Genomic DNA, 23,142 nt, shown 5'->3' with positions numbered 1-23,142 from the left:
TTTTTAACATAGTCGGCGTGGCCTGGGCAGTCTACGTGTGCGTAGTGGCGAGTCGGGGTGTCATATTCAACGTGAGAAGTGTTGATGGTGATACCACGCGCTTTTTCTTCTGGTGCGTTATCGATCTGGTCGAATGCACGAGCAGCACCGCCGTAGGTTTTAGCCAGTACGGTAGTGATTGCAGCGGTCAGGGTAGTTTTACCATGGTCAACGTGGCCGATAGTACCAACGTTGACGTGCGGTTTTGTACGTTCAAATTTTTCTTTAGACACGGCTATATTCCTTACTATAGTGCTCTCCCCTTCGGAGAGAGCACGGGACTTAGGTTTTAATCCTGTGGATTACTTACCACGGGCTTCGATAACGGCCTGAGCAACGTTGTTAGGCGCATCATCATACTTCAGGAATTCCATGGTGTATGATGCACGACCTTTGGTCAGAGAACGCAGCTGAGTTGCATATCCGAACATTTCAGACAGCGGAACTTCAGCATGGATCTTAACGCCAGTTACTTCGGATTCCTGACCGCGCAGCATACCGCGACGACGGCTCAAGTCACCGATAACGTCACCGGTGTTCTCTTCAGGAGTCTCTACTTCAACCTTCATGATTGGCTCAAGCAGAACTGGTTTTGCTTTCTTAAAGCCTTCTTTAAAGGCAATAGACGCAGCCAGTTTAAACGCCAGTTCAGAGGAGTCAACGTCGTGGTAAGAACCGAAGTGCAGACGGACACCCATGTCAACAACCGGATAGCCAGCCAGAGGGCCCGCTTTCAGCTGTTCCTGGATACCTTTATCAACGGCTGGGATGTATTCGCCAGGAATTACACCACCTTTGATGTCGTTGATGAACTCGTAACCTTTAGGGTTAGAGCCCGGCTCCAGTGGGTACATGTCGATCACAACGTGACCGTACTGACCGCGACCACCAGACTGCTTAGCGTGTTTACCTTCAACATCGGTAACTTTCGCACGAATCGCTTCGCGGTAAGCAACCTGAGGTTTACCCACGTTCGCTTCAACGTTGAATTCACGCTTCATACGGTCAACGATGATGTCCAGGTGCAGTTCACCCATACCAGCGATGATGGTCTGGTTAGATTCTTCATCAGTCCATACGCGGAATGATGGGTCTTCTTTCGCCAGACGGCCCAGAGCCAGACCCATTTTTTCCTGGTCAGCTTTGGTTTTTGGTTCAACCGCGATGGAGATTACCGGCTCAGGGAATTCCATACGCTCCAGAATGATCGGGTGATCCGGGTCACACAGGGTGTCACCAGTAGTCACGTCTTTCAGACCGATTGCTGCAGCGATGTCGCCCGCACGAACTTCTTTGATCTCTTCACGTTTGTTAGCGTGCATCTGTACGATACGGCCAAAACGTTCACGCGCCGTTTTCACGGAGTTCAGGATGGTGTCACCGGAGTTAACCACACCAGAGTAAACGCGGAAGAAGGTCAGGTTACCCACGAATGGGTCGGTAGCAATTTTGAACGCCAGTGCAGAGAACGGCTCTTCGTCGCTTGCGTGACGTTCAGCCGGAGTATCTTTACCGTCGTCCAGGATGCCGTTGATCGCAGGAACGTCAACCGGGGATGGCAGGTAATCAATTACCGCATCCAGCATCGCCTGAACACCTTTGTTCTTGAATGCAGAACCACAGGTTACCAGGATGATTTCGTTGTTCAGAACACGCTGACGCAGAGCTTTTTTGATCTCTTCTTCAGTCAGTTCTTCACCACCCAGGTATTTCTCCATCAGCTCTTCAGAAGCTTCAGCAGCGGATTCGATCAGGTTCTGGTGCCATTCGTCAGCCAGGTCCTGCATCTCAGCTGGGATATCTTCGTATTCGAAGGTAACGCCCTGGTCTGCATCGTTCCAGTTGATGGCTTTCATTTTCACCAGGTCGATAACGCCGGTGAAGCCTTCTTCAGCACCAATTGCCAGCTGCAGCGGAACAGGGTTCGCGCCCAGACGGGATTTGATCTGACCAACAACTTTCAGGAAGTTAGCACCCATACGGTCCATTTTGTTAACGAACGCGATGCGTGGAACTTTATATTTGTTCGCCTGACGCCATACGGTCTCAGACTGTGGCTGAACACCACCAACTGCGCAATAAACCATTACCGCGCCGTCAAGAACACGCATGGAACGTTCTACTTCGATGGTGAAGTCAACGTGCCCTGGGGTGTCGATGATGTTAACGCGATGCGGTTCGTACTGCTTAGCCATACCTGACCAGAATGCAGTAGTCGCTGCGGAGGTGATAGTAATACCACGCTCCTGCTCCTGTTCCATCCAGTCCATGGTGGCTGCGCCGTCATGAACTTCACCGATTTTATGGTTTACACCGGTGTAGAACAGAATACGTTCGGTAGTAGTGGTCTTACCGGCGTCGATGTGCGCACTGATACCAATGTTACGGTAACGTGCGATGGGTGTTGTACGAGCCATTTGATTCCTCGTTTGTTTCTTTAGGCGTTCAGTTAAGTAACCCAGGACGGGCAGCTTCGCTGAAGCGCCCGCCTGGTGACTAATACTCCGAAGGGATTACCAACGGTAGTGTGCGAACGCCTTGTTGGCTTCTGCCATACGGTGAACGTCTTCACGTTTCTTAACTGCAGTACCTTTGTTTTCTGCAGCATCAGAAAGTTCGTTCGCCAGACGCAGAGCCATGGATTTATCACCGCGTTTACGAGCAGCTTCAACGATCCAACGCATTGCCAGAGCATTACGACGAACCGGACGAACTTCAACTGGAACCTGATAAGTAGAACCACCAACGCGGCGAGACTTAACTTCTACAGTCGGGCGCACGTTGTCGAGAGCGACTTCGAAAGCTTCCAGTTCATTTTTACCAGAGCGCTGAGCCAGGGTCTCCAGCGCGCTGTATACGATTGCTTCTGCAGTAGATTTTTTACCATCTACCATCAGGATATTTACAAATTTTGCCAGCAGTTCTGATCCGAATTTCGGATCTGGAAGAATTTTACGCTGACCAATGACGCGACGACGTGGCATGGGAATACTCCGTTGTTAATTCAGGATTGTCCAAAACTCTACGAGTTTAGTTTGACATTAAGATAAATCAGTTTGGCCTTACTTAACGGAGAACCATTAAGCCTTAGGACGCTTCACGCCGTACTTGGAGCGAGCCTGCTTACGGTCTTTAACACCTGAGCAGTCCAGCGCACCACGAACGGTGTGGTAACGAACACCCGGAAGGTCTTTAACACGACCGCCACGGATCAGGATCACGGAGTGCTCCTGCAGGTTGTGACCTTCACCACCGATGTAGGAAGTCACTTCGAAACCGTTAGTCAAACGCACACGGCATACTTTACGCAGTGCGGAGTTTGGTTTTTTAGGAGTGGTGGTATATACACGAGTACATACGCCACGTTTCTGCGGGCAGGCTTCCAGTGCAGGCACGTTGCTTTTTGCAACTTTGCGCGCACGTGGTTTGCGTACCAGCTGGTTAACTGTTGCCATTAAATAGCTCCTGGTTTTAGCTTTTGCTTCGTAAACACGTAATAAAACGACCTCATACAATATGAGGACGCGAAATTTTAGGGCTACGTCGAAAAGGTGTCAAGAAATATACAGCGATCTCGGATCACCAGTTCATTTGACTGGCGTGTGTCACAGTAAGATTGACGAAATCAGTATAGCCAACCACGTCAATTTTGGCTGAAATTTGACCAGAAAGACCTCGAGCCTCAAGATCGTCTTTCAGCGCAGAGACGGATATGGGGGCATTGCTGAGAATTTCAACGAAACGACTCCCTTCAAGCGCAGCCAGTACGCCATCCTGAATCAGCAGCAGGTCATCACCTTCGCGCAGCATGCTCAGTAATGCGTCGATATCACAATGCCACGGTGAACGGCTCAGGGTATGGAGCATGTCAGCCTCAGAAATTCAGAACAGTGTCGTAATGGGAAAGTTGGTCGCGCAGCGCGTCGGCCGGGAGGAGTGTGACATCCAGTACGAAAGACGTCTTATCGCTCAGACCGCGCGCAGCCAGAGAATCAGCGCAGACAAAAAAGGTTTCAATGTCGTAAAGCGGCAGCACTTTAAAGGTCGCGATGTAATCCCGCGCCAGAATAGCCTTCGGCTGCTGGCCCGCCAGAAGCTGAAACACGCCATCCCCTAAAAAGAAGACACCGATGTCTTCGGTCAGCGCTGATGTTGCGAGCAACGCATCCAGCCCTTCTCTGCCGGACGCACTACCGTGCGGAGCAGATGAAAAAACAAACGCCACGCGTTTCATCAGAATTGCACCACTCTGTCGCAGGTTAACGCAGCCTGTGCCAGTGCGCCCAGACCACTCAACGAAAACCCCGGCTGCAGGTTGGCCCCTGGCAAGCCAAGACGTTCAGCTTCGGTGGCATCGGTCACGCCGCGACGCAGGGCTGCCGCCACGCAGATATGCAGCGCAACCCCCCTTGTCTCGTTCAGCGTCTGCCAGGCGCGCACCAGATCAAATTCATCGCTGGCCGGTGAGGTAAACTGGTTGGCGTTATACACCCCTTCCCGATAAAAGAAGACACTCACCAACTCATGTCCGGCAGCCAGTAACGCATGCGCAAACTGCAGCGCGCTGCTGGCCTGCTGAGTACCATACGCCGGGCCTGTCACCATCAGCGAAAAACGCATTACTTGTCTTGCCCCTGGAAATCACCGCTTTTGAACTGGCGGATGTAGAGGTAGACCGTATGCTTGGAAATGTTCAGGCGATCGGCCACCTGGTTAATGGCGTCTTTGATGTCAAAAATCCCTTTCTCATAGAGATTCAGCACGATCTGACGATTCTTGGCGTTGTTCGATACGTTGCGATCGGCATTCACCTCTTCGATAGTGAACTCAAGCGTCTGCGTCACCAGATCTTCAACCGAGGAGGCAAAGTTAACTGAGGAGCCAACGTCCGGCGTTTCAGGCGGTATGAAAGTGCTCATGATTTGCGAGAACGGCACATCAAGGTTCATGTTGATGCACAACAGACCGATCACGCGATGCTCGCGATTACGAATCGCGATGGTTTCTGATTTCATCAGTACGCCGCTTTTGGCGCGGGTGAAATAACATTTGGAGACGCTGCTGTCCGCGCCGGTCATGTCATGCAGCATACGCAATGCAAGGTCGGTGATTGGCGAACCAATTTTACGGCCAGTATGCTCACCATTAGCAATGCGGATGGCGGAACACTTAAGATCTTGCAGGGAGTGCAATACGATTTCGCAGTGGGACCCAATGAGCATCGCTAACCCGTCCACTACCGCCTCGTAGGATTTCAGAATATCGAAATCGGTCTGGTCGAAAGGACGTTGATCCAGTAAATCAAGTTCACTGGTTTCGTTGGTTAAAAGCGACCTGGACATGAAAAAAACACTCCTTTTCAGGAGCCTGTCGTTAGGTTTTCAGGGCAGGCTCATTATCTACACGGACAACTAAATTAATACAGCGTGCATAACGCTTTCCAGTGTTAATTATATCTGCCCCACAATAAAAAAAACCGCCGCCTTAAAGGCGGCGGTTTTCATTCCATTACTTCTTCGCGTCTGTCGCAGCTTTCTGTTCTGCCTGCGCTTCTGGTTTCGCATCAGCTTTCGGCGCTGGCTTGATATCCAGCAGCTCTACGTCAAAGACCAGGGTAGAGTTAGCAGGGATACCTGGAACGCCGGTTTTGCCATATGCCAGATCCGGTGGAATAACCAGTTTGATCTTGCCACCTTTCTTGATGTTTTTCAGACCTTCAGTCCAGCCTGGGATCACACCATCCAGACGGAAGGAGAGAGGCTCACCACGGGTGTAAGAGTTATCGAACTCTTTACCGTCGATCAGCGTACCTTTGTAGTTAACCACGACAGTATCGCTGTCTTTAGGCGCATCACCGGTACCTTCTTTCTCAACTTTGTACACCAGACCCGTAGAGGAGGTTTTCACGCCCTTCTCTTTAGCAAAGGTATCGCGGTAGGCTTTGCCTTTCGCTTCGTTGTCTTTTGCATCCGCTTCCATCTTAGTCTGAGCGGCACCTTTCACACGTGCTTCGAACGCCTGCAGAGTCTGTTCAATTTCCTGGTCAGACAGTTTGCTCTTATCTGCAAATGCGTCCTGAACGCCCGCGATCAGCTGAGCTTTGTCCAGTTTAATGCCCAGTTTCTCTTGTTCTTTCAGAGAGTTTTCCATGTAACGACCCAGAGATGCGCCAAGTGCGTAGGCGGATTTCTGGTCGTCATTTTTGAACGCCGCTTTGCTGTCTGCAGTTGCAGCAGGCTTCGCAGCAGTATCAGCAGCGAAGGACAGCGGCGCGTTCAGCGCAACAGCCATCGTCGTCGCCAGCAGCGTTACTTTAAACAGTGATTTCATCCATATCTCCAGGGCCTGGGGACTCTCACCCCAGCGTTAAACGTAAATGAGTTACGTACTATAAAACGTTGCGGAAGAAATCTACAGACAGACTCTCCCGATTCTCGCCACTTTTCAGACTATTTTTGTTTAAATAAGTTTCTTGCCAAGGGGATAGATACTGAACTTAAGGATAAACTCAGTTAAACTTCGCCGCCGCTGGCCGATTGTGGTTAATGAGATACAACGAGGTGAATGATGAAGGACACAATGTTAGAAGCGAGAATGGCTGAGCTGGAAAGCCGCCTGGCTTTTCAGGACATCACCATCGAAGAGCTAAACCAGACCGTGACCGCACATGAACTGGAAATGGCGAAACTGCGGGATCTCATGCGCCTGCTGACGGACAAACTGAAGGCCACACAGCCGTCACATATTGCCTCTCAGTCAGAAGAGACGCCACCACCTCATTATTGAGGCGTAAAAAAAGCGGGATTATTATCCCGCTTTTTTATTTTCCGCATAACGGAATTAGTGGCAACCGCAGCCGCCGTTACCGCAACCACCTTTACCGTGGTCGTGACCATGGTCGTGATCGTGGCCGTGACCACCGCAGCAGCCGTCGTGGCCGTGATCGTGGTCATGGTCGTGACCGTGCGCACCGTGAACGTGGCCATGAGCCAGCTCTTCTTCGGTCGCTTCACGGATCGCAACAACTTCTACGTTGAATTTCAGGTTCTGGCCAGCCAGCATGTGGTTGCCGTCAACCACAACGTGGTCGTCTTCCACTTCAGTGATTTCAACAGGAACCGGACCCTGGTCAGTTTCAGCCAGGAAGCGCATGCCAACCTGCAGTTCGTCAACGCCCATGAACACGTCTTTAGGAACGCGCTGCACCAGGTTGTCGTCGTACTGACCGTAAGCGTCGTTCGCGCCAACAGCAACGTCGAATTTGTCGCCAACGTCGTGACCTTCCAGCGCGTTTTCCAGGCCGGAAATCAGGGAACCGTGACCATGCAGGTAGTCAAGCGGCGCACTCACCGGAGACTCATCAACCAACACACCGTCTTCTGTACGTACCTGATAGGCCAGGCTGACCACCAGGTCTTTTGCTACTTTCATGATATCTCCTGAGCAAGGGAAAATTGCTGGCGCAGATTGTAGCGGAAATCTGCACCCGTGTACCCTTTAGCTTAAAAAAACTCAGGGCATATCGCTAGTCCGGATGAAAAATCCCGATAACTTGCTCTTCTTTGCGAACATGATCGCGGGCTTCTTTATCCGCCTCGCGCATCTGATGGCCGCACTTAACACACTCTACGACATCAATATTATTTTCCCGCCACATCGCCAGCGTATCTTGCGCCTGGCAGCTCGGGCATTTTGCGCCCGCAATAAAGCGTTTACGTACAGCCATCTTTCGTTACCCTTTATTCAAATTCATCCCAGCCATCGAGCTGGCGTCGTTCCTGTTGCATCTCTCGCTGGAAAATCTCTTCCAGCTCGCGACGCGCTTCCCGCACGCGGGAGATCTGCGCCGTATCAGAGTGTACCGGCATTAATTCGCGCAGCATTCGCATGTCCAGCCGGCGAAAATGCATCTGGGCCCGCTGAGCCTGATGGGGATGCATGCCCAGCGAAATCAGCGCTTTACGCCCCAACTCCAGCGCACTGGAAAATGTCTCACGGGAGAAGTGTTTCACACCTGCCTGCAGCAGTTCGTGCGCTTCAACACGTCCACGCGCACGCGCCAGAATATGCAGATGCGGGAAATGCTGCTGACACAGTTCCACCAGCTTCATCGTATCTTCCGGATCGTTGCAGGTAATCACGATGGATTCTGCTGCTTCTGCCCCCGCTGAACGCAACAGTTCGAGCTGGGTCGCGTCGCCGTAGTAAACCTTGTAGCCGTATTTACGCATCAGGTTCACCGCGCTGATATCGCGCTCCAGCACCGTGATGCGCATTTTGTTCGCCATCAGCAGACGTCCAATCACCTGCCCAAAGCGGCCAAAGCCCACCACAATCACCTGCGGCTTATCATCCTCCACCCACGGCATCTCATCTTCATCCTCTGTCGGATTTAAGCGCCGCGAGAGCAGCTTATCCACCAGCCTGATGAGCAGCGGGGTGGTCATCATCGACAGCGTGACCGTCACCAGCAACAGCGCCATCTGATCGTCTTTAAACAGCTTCTGGGAGGAGGCGGTGGAGAACAGCACGAACGCGAACTCTCCGCCCTGACTTAAGACGCTGGCAAACTGCATGCGCTCAGAACTGCGCAGCCCGTATATCCGCGCCATGACGTACAGCACCAGCGTTTTTACCGCCACCAGCACAACAACGCTCATCACCACCCACAGCAGATGGGTATAGAGCACGCCCAGGTTGAGCGCCATTCCCACCGAAATAAAGAACAGCCCTAACAGCAGCCCTTTAAACGGATCGATAGCCGTTTCCAGTTCGTGACGATATTCGCTTTCGGCAAGGAGCACCCCGGCGATAAACGTACCGAGCGCCATCGACAGCCCCAGCGCGTCCATAAACAATGCCGAGCCAAGCACCAGCAGCAGCGTCGCGGCAGTAAACACCTCGCGCACGCCAGAGGCGGCAATAAAACGAAACACCGGCCGCAGCAGGAAACGTCCGCCAATCAGCATGCCGGCGAAGGCCAGCACCTTCATGGAGATTTTGACCCAGTCAAAATGATCGTCACCAGAGCCTGCCAGTAACGGCACCAGTGCCAGCGCCGGGATCACGGCCAGGTCCTGAAACAGCAGTACCGAAAAGCCCAGCTGTCCTGCCTCGTTGCGGTTCATCCCTTTGTCACGCATTAACTGCAGCGCCATCGCTGTCGACGACATCGCAAGACCTATTCCGCCGATCACCGCCGCCTGCCACGAGAAGTTGGTCAGCATTAACAGCCCGGCCAGAATCGCAGCACTGAACAAGACCTGCGCCGCCCCCACGCCAAATATCGATCGCCGGAGCTGCCACAGTTTTGACGGGTTCAGTTCGAGGCCAATGATGAACATCAGGAACACCACGCCCAGTTCAGAGAAGTGGAGAATTTCATCCACATCGCTGATGAATCCCAGCCCCCAGGGGCCAATGGCGATCCCGGCCAGCAGGTAGCCCAGCACCGCGCCAATGCCCAGCCGGGCGGCCAGCGGAACCGCCACCACTGCGGCAAATAAAAACAGCACGCCGGCCAGGAGTAAATTCGATCCTTCCATTAGCGACCTCCCGCCGATATCGGTGATGCCAGCCAATCGCCATACGCTCTGGCGTGGCTCGCCAGCGCTTCAGGCTTCTGGCGACGCGCCCAGTAGACAATAATCGGGCTCATCCAGTGCATGCGGCACATCGCGGCCGTCAGCTCAAACGGCCGCAGGATATCACTCATGGGATAACGGTTAAGACCGTCGTGGCGGTAAGCGCTCTCTGGCTCACCGGTCGTAATGACACTGCGCCAGTACTTTCCCGCCAGCTGGTTGCCCCCCACCCCGCTGGAGAACCCCCGGCTCAGCACACGGTCCAGCCACTCTTTCAGCAGTGCCGGACAGCTATAGGTATAAAGCGGATGCTGGAACACAATCACGTCATGCTGACGCAGCAGTTCCTGCTCGTAAGGAATATCAATAAAGAAATCAGGATAGTGCGCGTAGAGATCGTGCACCGTCACATTGCTGAGCTGAGTAGCCGGCTTAAGCAGAACCCGGTTTGCCACCGAGTCCTGAGATTCCGGATGGGCATACAGCAGCAGCACTTTCGCTGTCTGAGACATCACTCCCCTCCCGGTTCTGTTTCTGTTTTTGTGTATCGTCGTTGTTTTGGGCTACCATGGCGGCCCGGTGCGGAAAATGGCCCACACCTTACATTATCATAATGACAAATTAACATAGTCGGAACATACGGCGCTTCTATGATTGTTTTCTCCTCGTTACAAATTCGCCGCGGCGTGCGCGTCCTGCTGGATAACGCCTCCGCCACCATCAATCCCGGTCAAAAAGTGGGTCTGGTCGGCAAAAACGGCTGCGGAAAATCGACCCTGCTTGCGCTGCTGAAAAACGAGATTAGCGCTGACGGCGGTAACTTTACCTATCCGGTTAACTGGCAGCTTGCCTGGGTAAATCAGGAGACGCCTGCCCTGAGCGAACCCGCTCTCGACTATGTTATCGACGGCGATCGTGAATACCGTAAGCTGGAAGCTGAACTGAACGTCGCCAACGAGCGTAATGACGGTCATGCTATCGCCACCGTCCACGGTAAGCTGGACGCCATCGACGCATGGACCATTCGCTCCCGCGCCTCCAGCCTGCTGCACGGTCTGGGTTTCAGCAACGAACAGCTTGAACGCCCCGTCAGCGACTTCTCCGGCGGCTGGCGTATGCGCCTTAACCTGGCGCAGGCACTGATTTGCCGTTCCGACCTGCTGCTGCTTGATGAACCCACTAACCACCTCGATCTCGATGCGGTTATTTGGCTGGAGAAGTGGCTCAAGAGCTATCAGGGCACTCTGATTCTGATCTCCCACGACCGCGACTTCCTCGACCCGGTGGTGGATAAAATCATTCATATCGAACAGCAAAACCTGTTTGAATACACCGGCAACTACAGCTCATTCGAGCGCCAGCGCGCGACGCGCCTTGCTCAACAGCAGGCGATGTACGAAAGCCAGCAGCAGCGCGTGGCGCATCTGCAAAGCTTTGTTGACCGCTTCAAGGCAAAAGCCTCTAAAGCCAAGCAGGCCCAGAGCCGCATCAAGATGCTGGAACGCATGGAGATGATCGCCCCGGCGCACGTCGATAACCCGTTCCACTTCAGTTTTCGCGAGCCCGAGAGCCTGCCGAACCCACTGCTGAAGATGGAAAAGGTGAGCGCTGGCTACGGCGATCGCATTATTCTCGACTCCATCAAGCTCAACCTGGTGCCGGGTTCACGTATTGGTCTGCTGGGGCGTAACGGCGCCGGTAAATCGACGCTGATTAAACTGCTGGCGGGCGAGCTTAACCCGGTCAGCGGCGAGATCGGCCTGGCAAAAGGCATTAAGCTTGGCTACTTCGCCCAGCATCAACTGGAATTCTTACGCGCGGATGAATCGCCCATCCAGCACCTCGCGCGACTGGCGCCGCAGGAGATGGAGCAGAAGCTGCGCGATTACCTTGGCGGCTTTGGCTTCCAGGGCGATAAAGTCACCGAAAACACCGAACGTTTCTCCGGCGGCGAGAAAGCGCGTCTGGTGCTGGCGCTTATCGTCTGGCAGCGTCCGAACCTGCTGCTGCTCGATGAACCTACAAACCACCTCGATCTCGACATGCGTCAGGCGCTGACCGAAGCGTTAATTGAGTTTGAAGGTGCGCTGGTTGTCGTCTCGCACGATCGTCACCTGATCCGCTCCACAACGGACGATCTCTATTTAGTGCACGATGGCAAAGTCGAGCCGTTCGATGGCGATCTGGAAGACTACCAGCAGTGGCTAACGGACGTGCAGAAGCAGGAAAACCAGCCGGACGACTCGTCGAAAGATAACGCCAACAGCGCCCAGGCGCGTAAAGACCAGAAGCGCCGTGAAGCGGAACTGCGTACTCAGACCCAGCCGCTGCGTAAAGAGATTGCCCGTCTCGAAAAGGAGATGGAGAAATTTAACGCTCTGCTGGCTACCGTTGAAGAGAAGCTGGGTGACAGCGGTCTGTATGACCAGAGCCGTAAGGCGGAACTGACCGACTGCCTGCAGACACAGGCTAAGACGAAATCCAGCCTCGAAGCGTGCGAGATGGCGTGGCTGGACGCCCAGGAACAGCTGGAAGCCATGCTGCAGGCCGACTAAATCCCCGGGAGGGTTATGAGTTTCGATATCACGAGCGACATTACATTTCGTAAACTCAGCATCTTCATGACCTTTATGGAGAAGGGCAATATCGCCCGTACCGCCGAAGCGCTTGGCCTGAGCGGCGTTAGCGTGCACCGCGCGCTGCATACTCTCGAAGAAAATGTGCGCTGCCCGCTCTTTACGCACAAAGGTCGCAATCTCATTGCGCTGCCTTCGGCCTGGACGCTGCTGGAATATTGTCAGGAAGTGATGCAGGTAATGGCGCGCGGGCTGGAAGAAGCGCGCAAAACGGCCGGCGTTGGCCAGGGACGACTGCGCGTCGGCACGCTCTACTCGCTGACGCTGGAAACCGTGCCACGCCTGATTATGGGGATGAAACTGCGCCGTCCGGACCTGGAGATGGACCTGACGATGGGCTCTAACGAGACCCTGTTGCGTATGCTGGACGACGGTTTGCTCGACGCCATCCTCATCTCTATTTCCGAAAGCGATATCGACCGCAACAGTCTGGAAGTGCTCCCCCTGTTCCATGACGACATTTTTCTTGCCGCACCGGCCTCTGCCACGCTGAACACCAGCGGGCCTGCCGACTTACGTGATTACAAAGACCAGAAGTTTGTCGCGCTGTCGGAAGGGTTTGCCACCTACGCCGGGTTTCAGGAGGCGTTTCATATTGCCGGTTTCGAACCGGAAATCGTCACCCGCGTAAATGACATTTTCTCGATGCTGAGTCTGGTGCAGGCGGGCGTGGGCTTTACGCTCATGCCAGGCAGAATGAAGAAAGTGTATGAGAACTCAGTACAGCTACTGAAGCTGGCCCAGCCGTATCAGATGCAGCAGTTGATTGCCATTGTGTTTGCCCGCAACCGCGAGCAAGACCCCAGCCTGCGGGCACTGGCAGCCGAAGGGCGAATGTATGCCCGCAGTATCGCCACCGACCCTGCGCAGACCCTACCGCTGTAGCCGCTTAGCCAGGTGTACCGCCACGTCAACACCACTGCGCTCCAGCGAAACTGACTCCCCTTCCCAGGCCGCCTGACGCGTCAGGCAGGTCAGTACCCCACCAGGTGGCATTTCAATCGCCAGCCGAGCTTCACGCTCGTTGGCAGAAATCACCGCTTCCTGCCAGCGCACCGTGCGCGCCATATTCATCGCCAGATCGTCCGCGATTTTCTCAGGCGTCCAGAGCACGCGTCCTGTGCTGCCGCTCAGGTAAGCACAGCGCGGGCGTGTGAGCGTGACGGATGTGAATGCCTCCACCAGCTTGTGCGCCGGCTCCGCCAGCAGTTCGCAATGGGAAGGCACGCTGACGGTCAGCCGATGCGCCTTATTAGCCCCTTTTGCCAGCGCGCGTTTCGCCACCTGCGCCATCCCCTCATCGGTGCCGGCGATCACAATCTGCGTTTCCGCGTTCAAATTGGCGATATACGTTCCGGTGCCTTCCAGCAACGCTTCAACCTGAGGCAGGGTCAGCCCCATTATCGCGGTCAGGCCATAACCGTGCGGATAGGCTTGCTCCATGAGATCGCCACGCAGCGCGACCAGCTTCAGCGCGTCGGCAAATTCCAGCGCACCGGCAATGACCGCGGCCGGATACGCGCCAATAGACAGACCGCTGACGATATCCGGTGCCACGCCGCGTTGTTCAAGCTCACGCGCCCAGGCAACACCGGCAATTAACAACGAAAGCTGAACGGCTCGCGTGTGGGTTAACGCTGCCGCGGTATCCAGCGTATCGACTTCGCCACCCAATACCTCGCGGGCCTGCTCCAGCGTCGTGCCAGGCAGGTTTTGCAGCATACCGACATGCTGGGTGCCCTGCCCTGGAAAGGTAAACAGTATTTTCATCACTCCTCCCTGTGCCACGGGTCCGCCACCAGACGTGGCCCACGGCGGGTCTTCAGCAACGTTTTGCCGTCGCGCAGCCACTCCGTCAGCGCAAAGCCGCCTTCAGGGGTGTCGACCTGGGTGTCTGCCCGACATAACGCGCGGCTGAGCTGTGACGCCCAGACACGAAAAGCGTCAGCCGACAGAGGCTGAGGGGCTCGCACCAGCAGATCGAGATCGCTGTCGGCATGAATGACCGGGATACCGGTCGCCAGGGCGTAGCCCGTGCTGCCCGTAATTCCCCACGTCCACGGCCATGCCTGCTGAGAAAGTTGCAACGCCACCTGCACCGGTGGCTGAGTCACAAACGGTGAACGCAGAAGATCGGCGGTCACGCTCAACGCCTCGGGTGAGACCACCCGCACGACGTTTTCTGGCTTCACCCAACCGGCCGCCCGCTGGTCGCGGCGTAAACCGCGTACGCCAACGGGAATACGGCCAGCGTTATCAACATCACGCCGCACGACCACCGGTAAACCGGTATGCCATACCGCATCCACCCAGTCGTCAGTGATGCCTTCCAGCGCGTCACGCGCGTTAAGCCAGATGAGGTCGTGAGGGCGTAATGTTGTGGTCATGATTACATTCCTGAAGTCAGCGAGATAAACAGTGGCAGCGACAGGATACACAGTACCGAGCTTAACAGCAGCACCGCTTCCGCATCCGGAGACTGCACGCCAAAGCGGTTACCGAACACCACGCCGAAGAAACCGGCAGAGAGCGCAATCATCAGGATAGCGGTGATCGCCACGGAGCCGTGCAGACCGAAGATCAGAACGATACCCCAGGCAATCGCAGGCTGGATCAGCAGCTTGGCTACGGTTGAGGTAATCACCATGGTGTTGATCTGCAGCTTACGCGCAGAGAGGATCACCCCGGTCAGGAACAGCGCGGCAGCCGTTGCAGAAAGCCCCAGTGGCTTAATGGCGGCCAGAACAAGTTCAGGCATTTTGATGCCGACTGCAGACAAAATCACACCCAGCAGGGGTCCCATCACAATCGGTTTTTTAATCGAGCGCCACATCAGCACCGGCAGCATCGAGAGCGTTGAACCGGAGTTATTGCCTTCGGCACGCGCTTTTTCACGTTCCAGAATCAGCAGGCAGAACGGAGTCATCAGTACCGAACCACAGGCAATAGAGACCGCCACGGACAGTGAGGTTGAAGAGCTTTCACCCAGCACGCTGCCCAGAATCGGCAAGCCAAGCGCGGCATAGTTTGGCAGCGCAACCGTCAGCGTAAGCACGGCGGCATCCTGTGGGGATTTTTTAAAGACGCTGGTCGCGAGGAAGTAAATGGCCGCGTAGGTTATCCACATCGCCAGGGTCAGCACCAGAATCAGCGGTGACTGGGCTACGATGCCAGTCCACGGGGTTTGCACCGTGGCGCTGAACAGCGCGGCAGGCAAAGCAAAATCCATGACGAAGATATTGAGCAGGGAGACATTTTTGTTATCGACCATCTTTGCCTTACCGGCCCAGAATCCCAGCAGCATGATGACGAAAATCGGTGCAAGAGCATGAACAATTACGTAAGTCATAATTCACCTGTAGTAAAAAAGTTTAAGCACTGGCGCGATGATTATTATTTTCAGGATGCAGGTTCCCGCGCGGACGTAACGGTTACGTCCGCGGGGATTGCATCTGGCAGGTCTCTTTTTACTTACCAGCTTGCCCGCATGCGTTCGCGTACGAGGACAGAGCTGCGGCGATTGTCAGCACCGAGACGGTTTTTCAGGGTGTTGTCCTGACGAGCGTCATGGATGGCCTGTTGCAGCGTGGCTTTCACCTGCGTCAGATCGTTTTCAGAAGGGGCATCCGGGTTGCTGATGTCCAGCAGGTTGGAAAGCAGCCCCAGTGTGGCGTAGTTGCTGATGTCATAGGCCATTGGCGGGATCGTTGCCGCCAGTTTTTCCAGCGCATCCACGGTACGTAGCGTAATACGCGCCGCAGACTCTTTACCCATGGCATGGATCAGCACGCCTTTATCGTTAAAGGCAATCAGGCGGTTTGCCTGGTACCCGTGCGCCAGAAACGCGCCGGACATCGCTTTACCAACGATAAGCCCAATCACCGGATGACCGGCCAGACGCGCGTTAGCATAGGCCGCCGCCGCGCCGGCCAACGCCTGGTGAATACCAAATGCCTCTTCACGACGGCCATAGGCCTGGCTTGGCACGTCAATCACCGCCACGATCGGGCGCTTCACGGCGCTGTTGGCATCGGCGGCAACGGTTTCGCTCACCACTTTCGCCAGCGTCCAGCCTTCCAGCAGACCGACTTCCCCTTTCGCCGCGCGCGGGAAGTGGTTGTTGGCATCCGGTACCACGGCAACAAAACGTACCGTTTCACCGTTAAGTTCACCATCGGCCGCCTGTACGGACGGGCATAACCCTTCCAGGCGTCTGGCGTTCGGCGCGAGCGTTTGCAGCCAGAGTTCGCCACGGCTTACTGAGTTAGTCATCATTTCACCTCCCGGGCAAAGAGCGCTTTAATCTGTTCGGCATCGGCCTGTTTGCGGGTGTCGAAATTCGTCAGACGGTTCAGGTAATCGTCATAGTTATCGGTGCGATGTTTCGCAGGCACGCCTTTGGCAATCGCGTCGTTCATCGCCGCTTTCACCGCGTTCACGCCATCGCCAACCAGTGCATCTACCAGGCCGCTTTCATAGCGGACTTCGCCACCGGTCATGCTCCAGATAAACGGACGGTCGCGGGAGTCATACTCTTCAATCCCCGCTTCCTGCTCGATAACCTGAGGACCATTCAGACCGAGACGCGCTTCGCGGGTGACAATCAGGTAACTGCACAGTGCAGCAGCGATAGACATCCCACCGAAGCAGCCCACGGTCCCGGCCACAATCCCGACCACCGGGGTGTAACGCCGCAGGTCAACAATTGCTGCATGAATATCGGCAATGGCCGCCAGGCCAAGGTTGGCTTCCTGCAGACGCACGCCGCCGGTTTCGAGACACAGTACCGCCTGCGTCGGGATCCCGTTGCGGTTATCTTCTGCCGCCAGCTCCAGCGCGGCCGCCATTTTGGCGCCGGACACTTCGCCCATGCTGCCGCCCTGGAACGCACCTTCGATCGCCACCACTACCGCAGGCTGCCCGTTGATGGTGCCTTTGGCGACCACCATGCCGTCATCGGCCTGAGGAACGATGCCCTGCGGCCCCAGCCACGGGGAGATAATGCCTTCAAAAGGATCCAGCAGTTCGCGATAGCTCCCGTCGTCCAGCAATGCCTGCGCACGCTGGCGAGCTTTTAATTCAATAAAACTCCGATCATCACGCATGGCTCACCCCTTCAAAAACCTGTTCGATACGAATGCGTGCCACCCCCGGCGTCGCGCCAAAGTCGTGGATCGTCAGTTTTCCTGCAGGCAGGCTGCTGACGGTGTGCAGGCGGTTGAACAACGCCTCCCAGCGACCGCGGCTGTTGTCGACGGACGTGGTGATATCAATGGTTAACGTCTGGCCCGGTTCGGCGGCAAACAGCACCTCCATATCCCCGGAACCAACAACCCCTGCGAGCGCTTTGCCGCTTAACGCGCGGCTCGCTGGCATGGTTAATGTGATTTTTTCCATAACATCCTCTTAATGCTTTGAATAAGGCGTTTCGATGCGATCGAGAAACAGCGTGGCGGCAAGCAGGTCGGCTGCTCCGCCCGGTGAGGCATTGAGTGCCAGCATGTGACGGTCCAATCTCGCCAGCGCCATCTGGCCTGCGGATGTCGCGCATCCTCCGGCGCTCAGCACCGCACGCGCACCGTTCTGCATGGCCTCCAGCCCCGCCATCCCGGCGCGCGACAGCACGCAGGTGTCGGTAAGCGACGTCATGATGGCCATCAGCGCATCGAGCCTTGCGTACGTTTCGCTGCTGCCGTTAAGACGGCTCAGACGAAGCTGCGGCAGAGCACGCTGCATCACGTGTGGAAATGCCTGCTGAGCCTCTTCACGTGCGCCCGGAACCCGGTAGCGGCGCGTGGCGCGTAGCCCTTTGCTGAACACTTTCGGCGCCGCGTCATCGGGCAGTTTCGCCAGCTGTGCCGCGGTATTCGCTACCGCCTGCGCGCTGGCATCGCCACCGAGCATCGCCACGGCACTGACCAGCAGCCCCAGCGCCCAAATCGCGCCGCGGTGGGTATTTACACCGTCGGTAGCCGCCATCATCTGCTGCTCACCTTCACGGCCGAGCCGCCCTATGGTTTGTCTGAGCGCAATATCCGCCGGACGCTGCCAGCTGTGTTGTGCCAGCGCCTGAAACGTGGGGGTCAGGCTGCGCGCGGAACGCTCCATCAACGCGAGCGACAGATCGTGGTGCGCGCCGTTCCCCCGACTGTCCACCAGACCGGGTTTCGGGCTTAACTGTGCTTCGTCAATCAGACACTGCGTGGCGGTTCGCGCCAGCCATTCGGCACCGCCTTCAACCTGAATCTGGGGCAGAAGTTTCATTACCAGCTCCGGAATTTCGCAGGTGGGTTGTAAAGACCGCCAGACCATTCAACCAGGTCTGACACGCTGCCTGCTGCCAGCAGAGAACGGGTGGCATCGGTGCGGCGAATCCCCATATCTTCCGGGTAAACCACTTTGCCGCTCTGGCGCAACTGCGCCACACGTTTGGCATCGACGCCCAGACCGATATCGGTGATCCCCGCGACGGCCGCAACCATCGCCCGGCGCTCTTCCAGACTTTCTGCGCGATAGAGGTAAGCAATCCCCTCTTCCGTCAGCACATGTGTCACGTCGTCGCCGTAGATCATGACCGGAGCCAGAGGCATCCCGGACGCTTTCGCAACGTCAACAGCATCGAGTTTTTCCACAAAGGTCGGTTTCACGCCTGCCTGGAAGGTTTCCACCATCTGGACGACGAGTTTTTTACCGCGCTGCATCGGATCAGGTTCGGTGATCATGTTCAGCCAGGCCGGGGTGGCATGACGACGACCATGCGGGTCATGGCCCATGTTTGGCGCACCGCCGAAACCAGAGAGACGACCACGGGTCACGGTTGAGGAGTTGGCATACCCGTCAACCTGCAGGGTTGAGCCGATGAACATATCAACGGCGTACTGGCCTGCCAGCTGACAGAAGGCGCGGTTGGAACGCATAGAGCCGTCGGCACCGGTAAAGAAGATGTCCGGACGTGCACGAATGTACTCTTCCATCCCCAGTTCGCCGCCGAAGCAGTGCACGCTTTCCACCCAGCCGCTTTCAATCGCCGGGATCAGGGTTGGGTGCGGGTTAAGGGTCCAGTGTTTACAGATTTTGCCTTTCAGGCCGAGCTGTTCACCGTAGGTCGGCAGCAGCAGTTCAATCGCCGCGGTATTAAAACCAATCCCGTGGTTCAGGGATTGCACCTGATGTTCCGCATAAATGCCCTTAATGGCCATCATCGCCATCAGGATATGTTCTTGTTTGATGAGACGCGGGTCGCGGGTAAACAGCGGTTCGATAAAGAACGGTTTGTCGGCCACCACCACGAAGTCAATCCAGGAGCCGGGAATATCAACGCGCGGCAGGTCGCATTCGTCGTCCACCAGCTCATTCACCTGTGCGATGACAATGCCGTCATGGAATGCGGCCGCTTCCACCAGCGCGGGGGTATCTTCAGTGCTTGCGCCGGTATAAAGATTACCTTTTCGGTCCGCTTTAAAGCCGGCAATCAGCGCCACGTTTGGCGAGAGATCCACGTACAGACGTGAATAGAGCTCTATGTAGGTATGGATAGCACCAATTTCGAGCTGACCATCTTCCAGCAGCTGCGAGATGCGCAGGCTCTGGGTACCGGAGAAGGAGAAGTCCAGCTTGCGGGCGATACCTTTCTCAAAGATATCCAGATGCTCGCTACGGCCCACGCTTGGCATAATCATGTGCAGGTCATGCACGATTTGCGGGTTCACTTCAGCCAGCGAGCGTGAAAGGAAATCGGCCTGCTTCTGGTTATTACCTTCCAGAACGACTTTGTCGCCAGGCGCGATCAGTTTTTCCAGCATGGCGACAAGATCGCCGGTTGGCAGTACCTTGCCCTGCACCGGTACGGATGCCAGACGACGCGCTTTCTCGGTGCGTCGTGTGTTCCATTGCCGGGTGGGTGTTTGCCCAGATAACATTATTAACCTCCTGATTCAGCACATCATTCTGATTTGCTTAACGTTGAGTAAAGTGTGCGCTGTGGCGAGGAAGTCATCAATTAAGCGCAGGGCGGAATCATTAGCCTGAGAGTAATAATCAAGGTAAATATTTGTGATCGAGATCAGTTCATGTTTCGGAAAACCAGGCTAAACGGGGTACAATTCGGAAAGAACAGAAAATAACTGACAAGAATTAGCATCGCCGTTATGAGCCAAATCATTCCATCAGACTTCGACATCATCGCCGAAGACAGCACCGAGTTCGTGCCCATGCGCGGCGTGGCCAATTGCCATCTGCAGACCATGCTGCCGCGACTCATCCGCCGTAAGGTTCAGTTTACGCCGCACTGGCAACGGCTGGACTTACCGGACGGTGACTTTCTGGACCTGGCATGGAGCGAAGAGCCAGAACAGGCGCGCCACAAGCCGCGTCTGGTGGTCTTTCACGGTCTGGAAGGCAGTCTGCACAGCCCCTATGCACACGGGCTCATCCAGGCAGCCAAAGCGCGGGGCTGGCTCGGCGTGGTGATGCACTTTCGCGGCTGTAGCGGCGAACCGAATCGCCAGAAGCGCATCTATCACTCGGGTGAAACCGAAGACGGCACCTGGTTTTTACACTGGTTACGGGAAAACTTTGGTACCGTCCCGACGGCGGCCGTGGGCTACTCGCTGGGCGGCAATATGCTGGCGTGCCTGCTGGCAAAAGAGGGCGACACCGTGCCGCTGGACGCGGCCGTCATTGTCTCCGCGCCCTTTATGCTGGAGCAGTGCAGCTACCATATGGAGAAAGGCTTTTCCCGGGTCTATCAGCGTTACCTGCTCAACCTGCTGAAAGCCAACGCGGCGCGCAAGTTGAAGGCCTATCCGGATACGCTGCCGGTGAGCCTGCGTCAGTTGAAAAAGGTCCGTCGCATCCGCGAATTCGACGATCTGATCACCGCCAAAATTCACGGTTTTGCCGATGCGATTGACTACTATCGCCAGTGCAGCGCCATGCCGCTTCTCAGCAAGATCACGCAACCGACGCTTATCATTCATGCCAAAGATGACCCGTTTATGGATCATCACTCTATCCCCGCGCAGGAATTTTTGCCTGCCAACGTTCACTACCAGCTGACAGAGCATGGTGGTCACGTGGGGTTCATCGGTGGAACGTTGCGCCGCCCGAAAATGTGGCTGGAGTCGCGTATTCCTGACTGGCTTACCCCTTATCTGGACGGTGCAAAATGATTATTCCATGGCAGGACCTCTCCCCCGACACGCTCGATAATCTGATTGAAAGCTTTGTCTTGCGGGAAGGTACCGATTATGGTGAACATGAACGTTCGCTTGAGCAAAAGGTCAACGATGTGAAGCGCCAGCTCAAAAGCGGCGACGTGGTGCTGGTATGGTCTGAACTGCATGAGACGGTCAATATCATGCCCCGCAACGCGTTTCATGGCTGATCTTTAAACCTTTCCAGTCAGGGAGTTGCTATGTCTGCCAGACATCCGGTTATTGCCGTTACGGGTTCGAGTGGTGCGGGAACCACCACGACCAGCCTCGCTTTTCGTAAGATTTTCGCCCAACTGAATCTCCGTGCGGCGGAGGTCGAAGGCGATAGCTTTCACCGCTACACGCGCCCGGAGATGGATATGGCTATCCGCAAGGCGCGCGATCTGGGTAAACACATTAGCTACTTCGGCCCGGAGGCCAATGACTTCGGCCTGCTGGAGCAAACCTTTCAGGAGTACGGCCAGAGCGGCAAGGGGCAGTCACGCAAATATCTGCACACCTACGATGAAGCCGTTCCCTGGAACCAGGTGCCAGGCACCTTTACCCCCTGGCAACCGCTGCCGGAACCGACCGACGTCCTGTTTTACGAAGGGTTGCACGGTGGCGTGGTGACGCCGCAGCATGACGTGGCGCGTCACGTGGATCTGCTGGTTGGCGTGGTGCCCATTGTGAACCTTGAGTGGATCCAGAAGCTGACGCGTGACATCAGCGAGCGCGGCCATTCACGCGAGGCGGTGATGGATTCCGTCGTGCGCTCCATGGAAGACTACATTACTTATCTGACGCCGCAGTTCTCCCGCACGCATATCAACTTCCAGCGCGTACCGACAGTCGATACCTCTAACCCGTTCGCGGCCAAAAGTATCCCGTCGCTGGATGAGAGCTTTGTGGTTATCCATTTCCGCAATCTCGACGGCATTGATTACCCCTGGCTGCTGGCGATGCTGCAGGGCTCGTTTATTTCGCACATGAATACGTTAGTGGTTCCGGGCGGAAAAATGGGGCTGGCAATGGAATTAATTATGATGCCGCTGGTGCAGCGGTTGATAGAAGGGAAGAAAATCGCCTGATGATTTCCCTCTCCGCGTGGGAGAGGGCTTCGGTGAGGGCATCGGGGTGAACGATGCCCCCCCAATATCAGGCGTCGATCACTTCATACGAATGCGTAATTTTTACCGCTTTCTCGAGCATTAAGGCGACCGAGCAGTATTTCTCCGCTGAAAGATCGACCGCGCGTGAGACCGCCGCGTCTTTCAGTTCTTTCCCGCTGACGATGAAATGCAGGTTAATGTGGGTAAACAGGCGTGGTGCCTCTTCGCGGCGTTCTGAGGTGAGTTTTACTTCGCAGTCGGTCACATCGTGACGGCCTTTTTGCAGGATCGACACCACATCAATTGCGCTGCATCCACCTGCTGCCATCAGCACCATTTCCATTGGGCTTGGTGCTTTATCGCCGGAGTTACCATCCATCAAAATCTGGTGTCCTGAAGCGGACTCGCCCAGGAACGTTAAACCTTCAACCCATTTCACACGCGCTTGCATATTCACTCACTCCAACGTTGCATTTTTGGTGACAGATTACGCGTGCGTTACATTTCTCGCAATGGAAGGCGACCTGCGTCATGCTGAAGCGAGACACCAGGAGACACGCGGCGAAAGCTATGCTAA

The 23,142-nt window shown here is 55.5% G+C and carries 28 protein-coding genes; 6 read left to right on the top strand and 22 right to left on the bottom strand.

Annotated elements, in window-relative coordinates:
• The 9 genes from ACMVME_RS19915 to fkpA form a co-directional block, all read right to left on the bottom strand.
• The coding region (locus tag ACMVME_RS19915; protein ID WP_000031677.1) for a GTP-binding protein at nucleotides 1-272 on the bottom strand (272 nt) is incomplete at its 3' end.
• Nucleotides 273-341: 69 nt separating this feature from the next.
• A complete protein-coding gene (fusA, locus tag ACMVME_RS19910; RefSeq protein ID WP_014171904.1) occupies nucleotides 342-2,456 on the bottom strand; it encodes an elongation factor G in 2,115 nt (704 codons plus the stop codon).
• A gap of 96 nt (nucleotides 2,457-2,552) precedes the next feature.
• Entirely contained in the window at nucleotides 2,553-3,023 is a 471-nt protein-coding gene (gene rpsG, locus ACMVME_RS19905; RefSeq protein WP_003861706.1) for a 30S ribosomal protein S7, read from the bottom strand.
• Nucleotides 3,024-3,119: 96 nt separating this feature from the next.
• Complete coding sequence (gene rpsL / locus ACMVME_RS19900; protein ID WP_000246815.1) at nucleotides 3,120-3,494, bottom strand: 30S ribosomal protein S12; 375 nt, start codon at nucleotides 3,492-3,494, stop codon at nucleotides 3,120-3,122.
• Nucleotides 3,495-3,618: 124 nt separating this feature from the next.
• Nucleotides 3,619-3,906, bottom strand: a complete 288-nt coding sequence (tusB, locus tag ACMVME_RS19895) for a sulfurtransferase complex subunit TusB (protein ID WP_014171906.1) — start codon at nucleotides 3,904-3,906, stop codon at nucleotides 3,619-3,621.
• 7 nt (nucleotides 3,907-3,913) lie between these two features.
• Nucleotides 3,914-4,273: a sulfurtransferase complex subunit TusC gene (gene tusC / locus ACMVME_RS19890; protein ID WP_020884605.1), complete on the bottom strand. Its 360-nt coding sequence runs from the start codon at nucleotides 4,271-4,273 to the stop codon at nucleotides 3,914-3,916.
• Nucleotides 4,273-4,659: a sulfurtransferase complex subunit TusD gene (tusD, locus tag ACMVME_RS19885; protein WP_014171908.1), complete on the bottom strand. Its 387-nt coding sequence runs from the start codon at nucleotides 4,657-4,659 to the stop codon at nucleotides 4,273-4,275. Before tusD ends, tusC begins: the two co-directional genes overlap by 1 nt.
• Nucleotides 4,659-5,381 carry a transcriptional regulator gene (locus tag ACMVME_RS19880; protein ID WP_014171909.1) on the bottom strand — a complete coding sequence of 241 codons (723 nt, stop codon included), beginning with the start codon at nucleotides 5,379-5,381 and terminating at the stop codon, nucleotides 4,659-4,661. The genes tusD and ACMVME_RS19880 overlap by 1 nt, the downstream gene beginning before the upstream one ends.
• Nucleotides 5,382-5,547: 166 nt before the next feature.
• Entirely contained in the window at nucleotides 5,548-6,369 is an 822-nt protein-coding gene (gene fkpA / locus ACMVME_RS19875; RefSeq protein WP_014171910.1) for an FKBP-type peptidyl-prolyl cis-trans isomerase, read from the bottom strand.
• A 237-nt stretch (nucleotides 6,370-6,606) separates the two neighbouring features.
• Here fkpA and ACMVME_RS19870 point away from each other — a divergent pair, with 237 nt between their 5' ends.
• Complete coding sequence (locus ACMVME_RS19870; RefSeq protein ID WP_020884603.1) at nucleotides 6,607-6,825, top strand: protein SlyX; 219 nt, start codon at nucleotides 6,607-6,609, stop codon at nucleotides 6,823-6,825.
• Nucleotides 6,826-6,879: 54 nt separating this feature from the next.
• Here ACMVME_RS19870 and slyD read toward each other — a convergent pair whose 3' ends face one another.
• The 4 genes from slyD to kefG all read right to left on the bottom strand — a co-directional run bounded on the left by slyD (nucleotide 6,880) and on the right by kefG (nucleotide 10,135).
• Nucleotides 6,880-7,470 carry a peptidylprolyl isomerase gene (gene slyD / locus ACMVME_RS19865; RefSeq protein WP_014171912.1) on the bottom strand — a complete coding sequence of 197 codons (591 nt, stop codon included), beginning with the start codon at nucleotides 7,468-7,470 and terminating at the stop codon, nucleotides 6,880-6,882.
• Nucleotides 7,471-7,564: 94 nt separating this feature from the next.
• A complete protein-coding gene (locus ACMVME_RS19860; protein ID WP_013099038.1) occupies nucleotides 7,565-7,765 on the bottom strand; it encodes a YheV family putative zinc ribbon protein in 201 nt (66 codons plus the stop codon).
• A gap of 13 nt (nucleotides 7,766-7,778) precedes the next feature.
• The gene (gene kefB, locus ACMVME_RS19855; protein ID WP_020884602.1) at nucleotides 7,779-9,584 is read right to left on the bottom strand and encodes a glutathione-regulated potassium-efflux system protein KefB; all 1,806 of its coding nucleotides are present in this window, start codon (nucleotides 9,582-9,584) and stop codon (nucleotides 7,779-7,781) included.
• Entirely contained in the window at nucleotides 9,584-10,135 is a 552-nt protein-coding gene (kefG, locus tag ACMVME_RS19850) for a glutathione-regulated potassium-efflux system ancillary protein KefG (protein ID WP_020884601.1), read from the bottom strand. The genes kefB and kefG overlap by 1 nt, the downstream gene beginning before the upstream one ends.
• 138 nt (nucleotides 10,136-10,273) lie before the next feature.
• On the opposite strand from kefG, the gene ACMVME_RS19845 reads away from it, so the two are divergent.
• Together ACMVME_RS19845 and ACMVME_RS19840 are read left to right on the top strand one after the other, a co-directional pair.
• On the top strand, nucleotides 10,274-12,178 hold the full coding sequence (locus ACMVME_RS19845) for an ABC transporter ATP-binding protein (protein WP_068795423.1): 1,905 nt from the start codon (nucleotides 10,274-10,276) through the stop codon (nucleotides 12,176-12,178).
• Nucleotides 12,179-12,193: 15 nt separating this feature from the next.
• Complete coding sequence (locus ACMVME_RS19840) at nucleotides 12,194-13,144, top strand: LysR family transcriptional regulator (RefSeq protein ID WP_014171916.1); 951 nt, start codon at nucleotides 12,194-12,196, stop codon at nucleotides 13,142-13,144.
• On the opposite strand, the gene mdcH is transcribed toward ACMVME_RS19840, so the two are convergent.
• The 8 genes from mdcH to mdcA form a co-directional block, all read right to left on the bottom strand.
• On the bottom strand, nucleotides 13,133-14,029 hold the full coding sequence (gene mdcH, locus ACMVME_RS19835) for a malonate decarboxylase subunit epsilon (RefSeq protein WP_020884598.1): 897 nt from the start codon (nucleotides 14,027-14,029) through the stop codon (nucleotides 13,133-13,135). The two genes, ACMVME_RS19840 and mdcH, sit on opposite strands and share 12 nt — an antisense overlap.
• Nucleotides 14,029-14,646 (bottom strand): malonate decarboxylase holo-ACP synthase, encoded by a 618-nt coding sequence (locus ACMVME_RS19830; protein WP_041162886.1) that lies wholly within the window; start codon nucleotides 14,644-14,646, stop codon nucleotides 14,029-14,031. Before ACMVME_RS19830 ends, mdcH begins: the two co-directional genes overlap by 1 nt.
• A gap of 2 nt (nucleotides 14,647-14,648) precedes the next feature.
• Nucleotides 14,649-15,608: an AEC family transporter gene (locus ACMVME_RS19825; RefSeq protein WP_049023801.1), complete on the bottom strand. Its 960-nt coding sequence runs from the start codon at nucleotides 15,606-15,608 to the stop codon at nucleotides 14,649-14,651.
• Nucleotides 15,609-15,730: 122 nt separating this feature from the next.
• A complete protein-coding gene (gene mdcE / locus ACMVME_RS19820) occupies nucleotides 15,731-16,531 on the bottom strand; it encodes a biotin-independent malonate decarboxylase subunit gamma (RefSeq protein ID WP_063157155.1) in 801 nt (266 codons plus the stop codon).
• Nucleotides 16,531-17,364 carry a biotin-independent malonate decarboxylase subunit beta gene (locus tag ACMVME_RS19815; RefSeq protein WP_068795422.1) on the bottom strand — a complete coding sequence of 278 codons (834 nt, stop codon included), beginning with the start codon at nucleotides 17,362-17,364 and terminating at the stop codon, nucleotides 16,531-16,533. Before ACMVME_RS19815 ends, mdcE begins: the two co-directional genes overlap by 1 nt.
• Nucleotides 17,357-17,656, bottom strand: coding sequence for a malonate decarboxylase acyl carrier protein (mdcC, locus tag ACMVME_RS19810; RefSeq protein ID WP_020884595.1), 300 nt, complete (start codon nucleotides 17,654-17,656; stop codon nucleotides 17,357-17,359). Before mdcC ends, ACMVME_RS19815 begins: the two co-directional genes overlap by 8 nt.
• A gap of 9 nt (nucleotides 17,657-17,665) precedes the next feature.
• Nucleotides 17,666-18,523, bottom strand: coding sequence for a triphosphoribosyl-dephospho-CoA synthase (locus ACMVME_RS19805; RefSeq protein WP_020884594.1), 858 nt, complete (start codon nucleotides 18,521-18,523; stop codon nucleotides 17,666-17,668).
• Nucleotides 18,523-20,178 carry a malonate decarboxylase subunit alpha gene (gene mdcA / locus ACMVME_RS19800; RefSeq protein WP_014171924.1) on the bottom strand — a complete coding sequence of 552 codons (1,656 nt, stop codon included), beginning with the start codon at nucleotides 20,176-20,178 and terminating at the stop codon, nucleotides 18,523-18,525. Before mdcA ends, ACMVME_RS19805 begins: the two co-directional genes overlap by 1 nt.
• A 228-nt stretch (nucleotides 20,179-20,406) precedes the next feature.
• On the opposite strand from mdcA, the gene ACMVME_RS19795 reads away from it, so the two are divergent.
• Genes ACMVME_RS19795 through ACMVME_RS19785 form a run of 3 tightly spaced genes read left to right on the top strand, consistent with a single transcriptional unit; the run spans nucleotide 20,407 to nucleotide 22,544 of the window.
• Entirely contained in the window at nucleotides 20,407-21,429 is a 1,023-nt protein-coding gene (locus ACMVME_RS19795) for a hydrolase (protein WP_014171925.1), read from the top strand.
• Nucleotides 21,426-21,644 (top strand): YheU family protein, encoded by a 219-nt coding sequence (locus ACMVME_RS19790; RefSeq protein WP_014171926.1) that lies wholly within the window; start codon nucleotides 21,426-21,428, stop codon nucleotides 21,642-21,644. The genes ACMVME_RS19795 and ACMVME_RS19790 overlap by 4 nt, the downstream gene beginning before the upstream one ends.
• Nucleotides 21,645-21,674: 30 nt before the next feature.
• Nucleotides 21,675-22,544: a phosphoribulokinase gene (locus ACMVME_RS19785; protein WP_014171927.1), complete on the top strand. Its 870-nt coding sequence runs from the start codon at nucleotides 21,675-21,677 to the stop codon at nucleotides 22,542-22,544.
• Nucleotides 22,545-22,611: 67 nt separating this feature from the next.
• On the opposite strand, the gene ACMVME_RS19780 is transcribed toward ACMVME_RS19785, so the two are convergent.
• Complete coding sequence (locus ACMVME_RS19780; protein ID WP_025202873.1) at nucleotides 22,612-23,016, bottom strand: OsmC family protein; 405 nt, start codon at nucleotides 23,014-23,016, stop codon at nucleotides 22,612-22,614.
• Nucleotides 23,017-23,142: the final 126 nt, after the last annotated feature.

The organism is Enterobacter cloacae complex sp. 2024EL-00711, assembly GCF_047529885.1.
Taxonomy (GTDB): domain Bacteria; phylum Pseudomonadota; class Gammaproteobacteria; order Enterobacterales; family Enterobacteriaceae; genus Enterobacter; species Enterobacter ludwigii.
The sequence above is the reverse complement of the archived record's forward strand: the minus strand, read 5'-3'. Positions and strand labels throughout refer to the sequence as shown.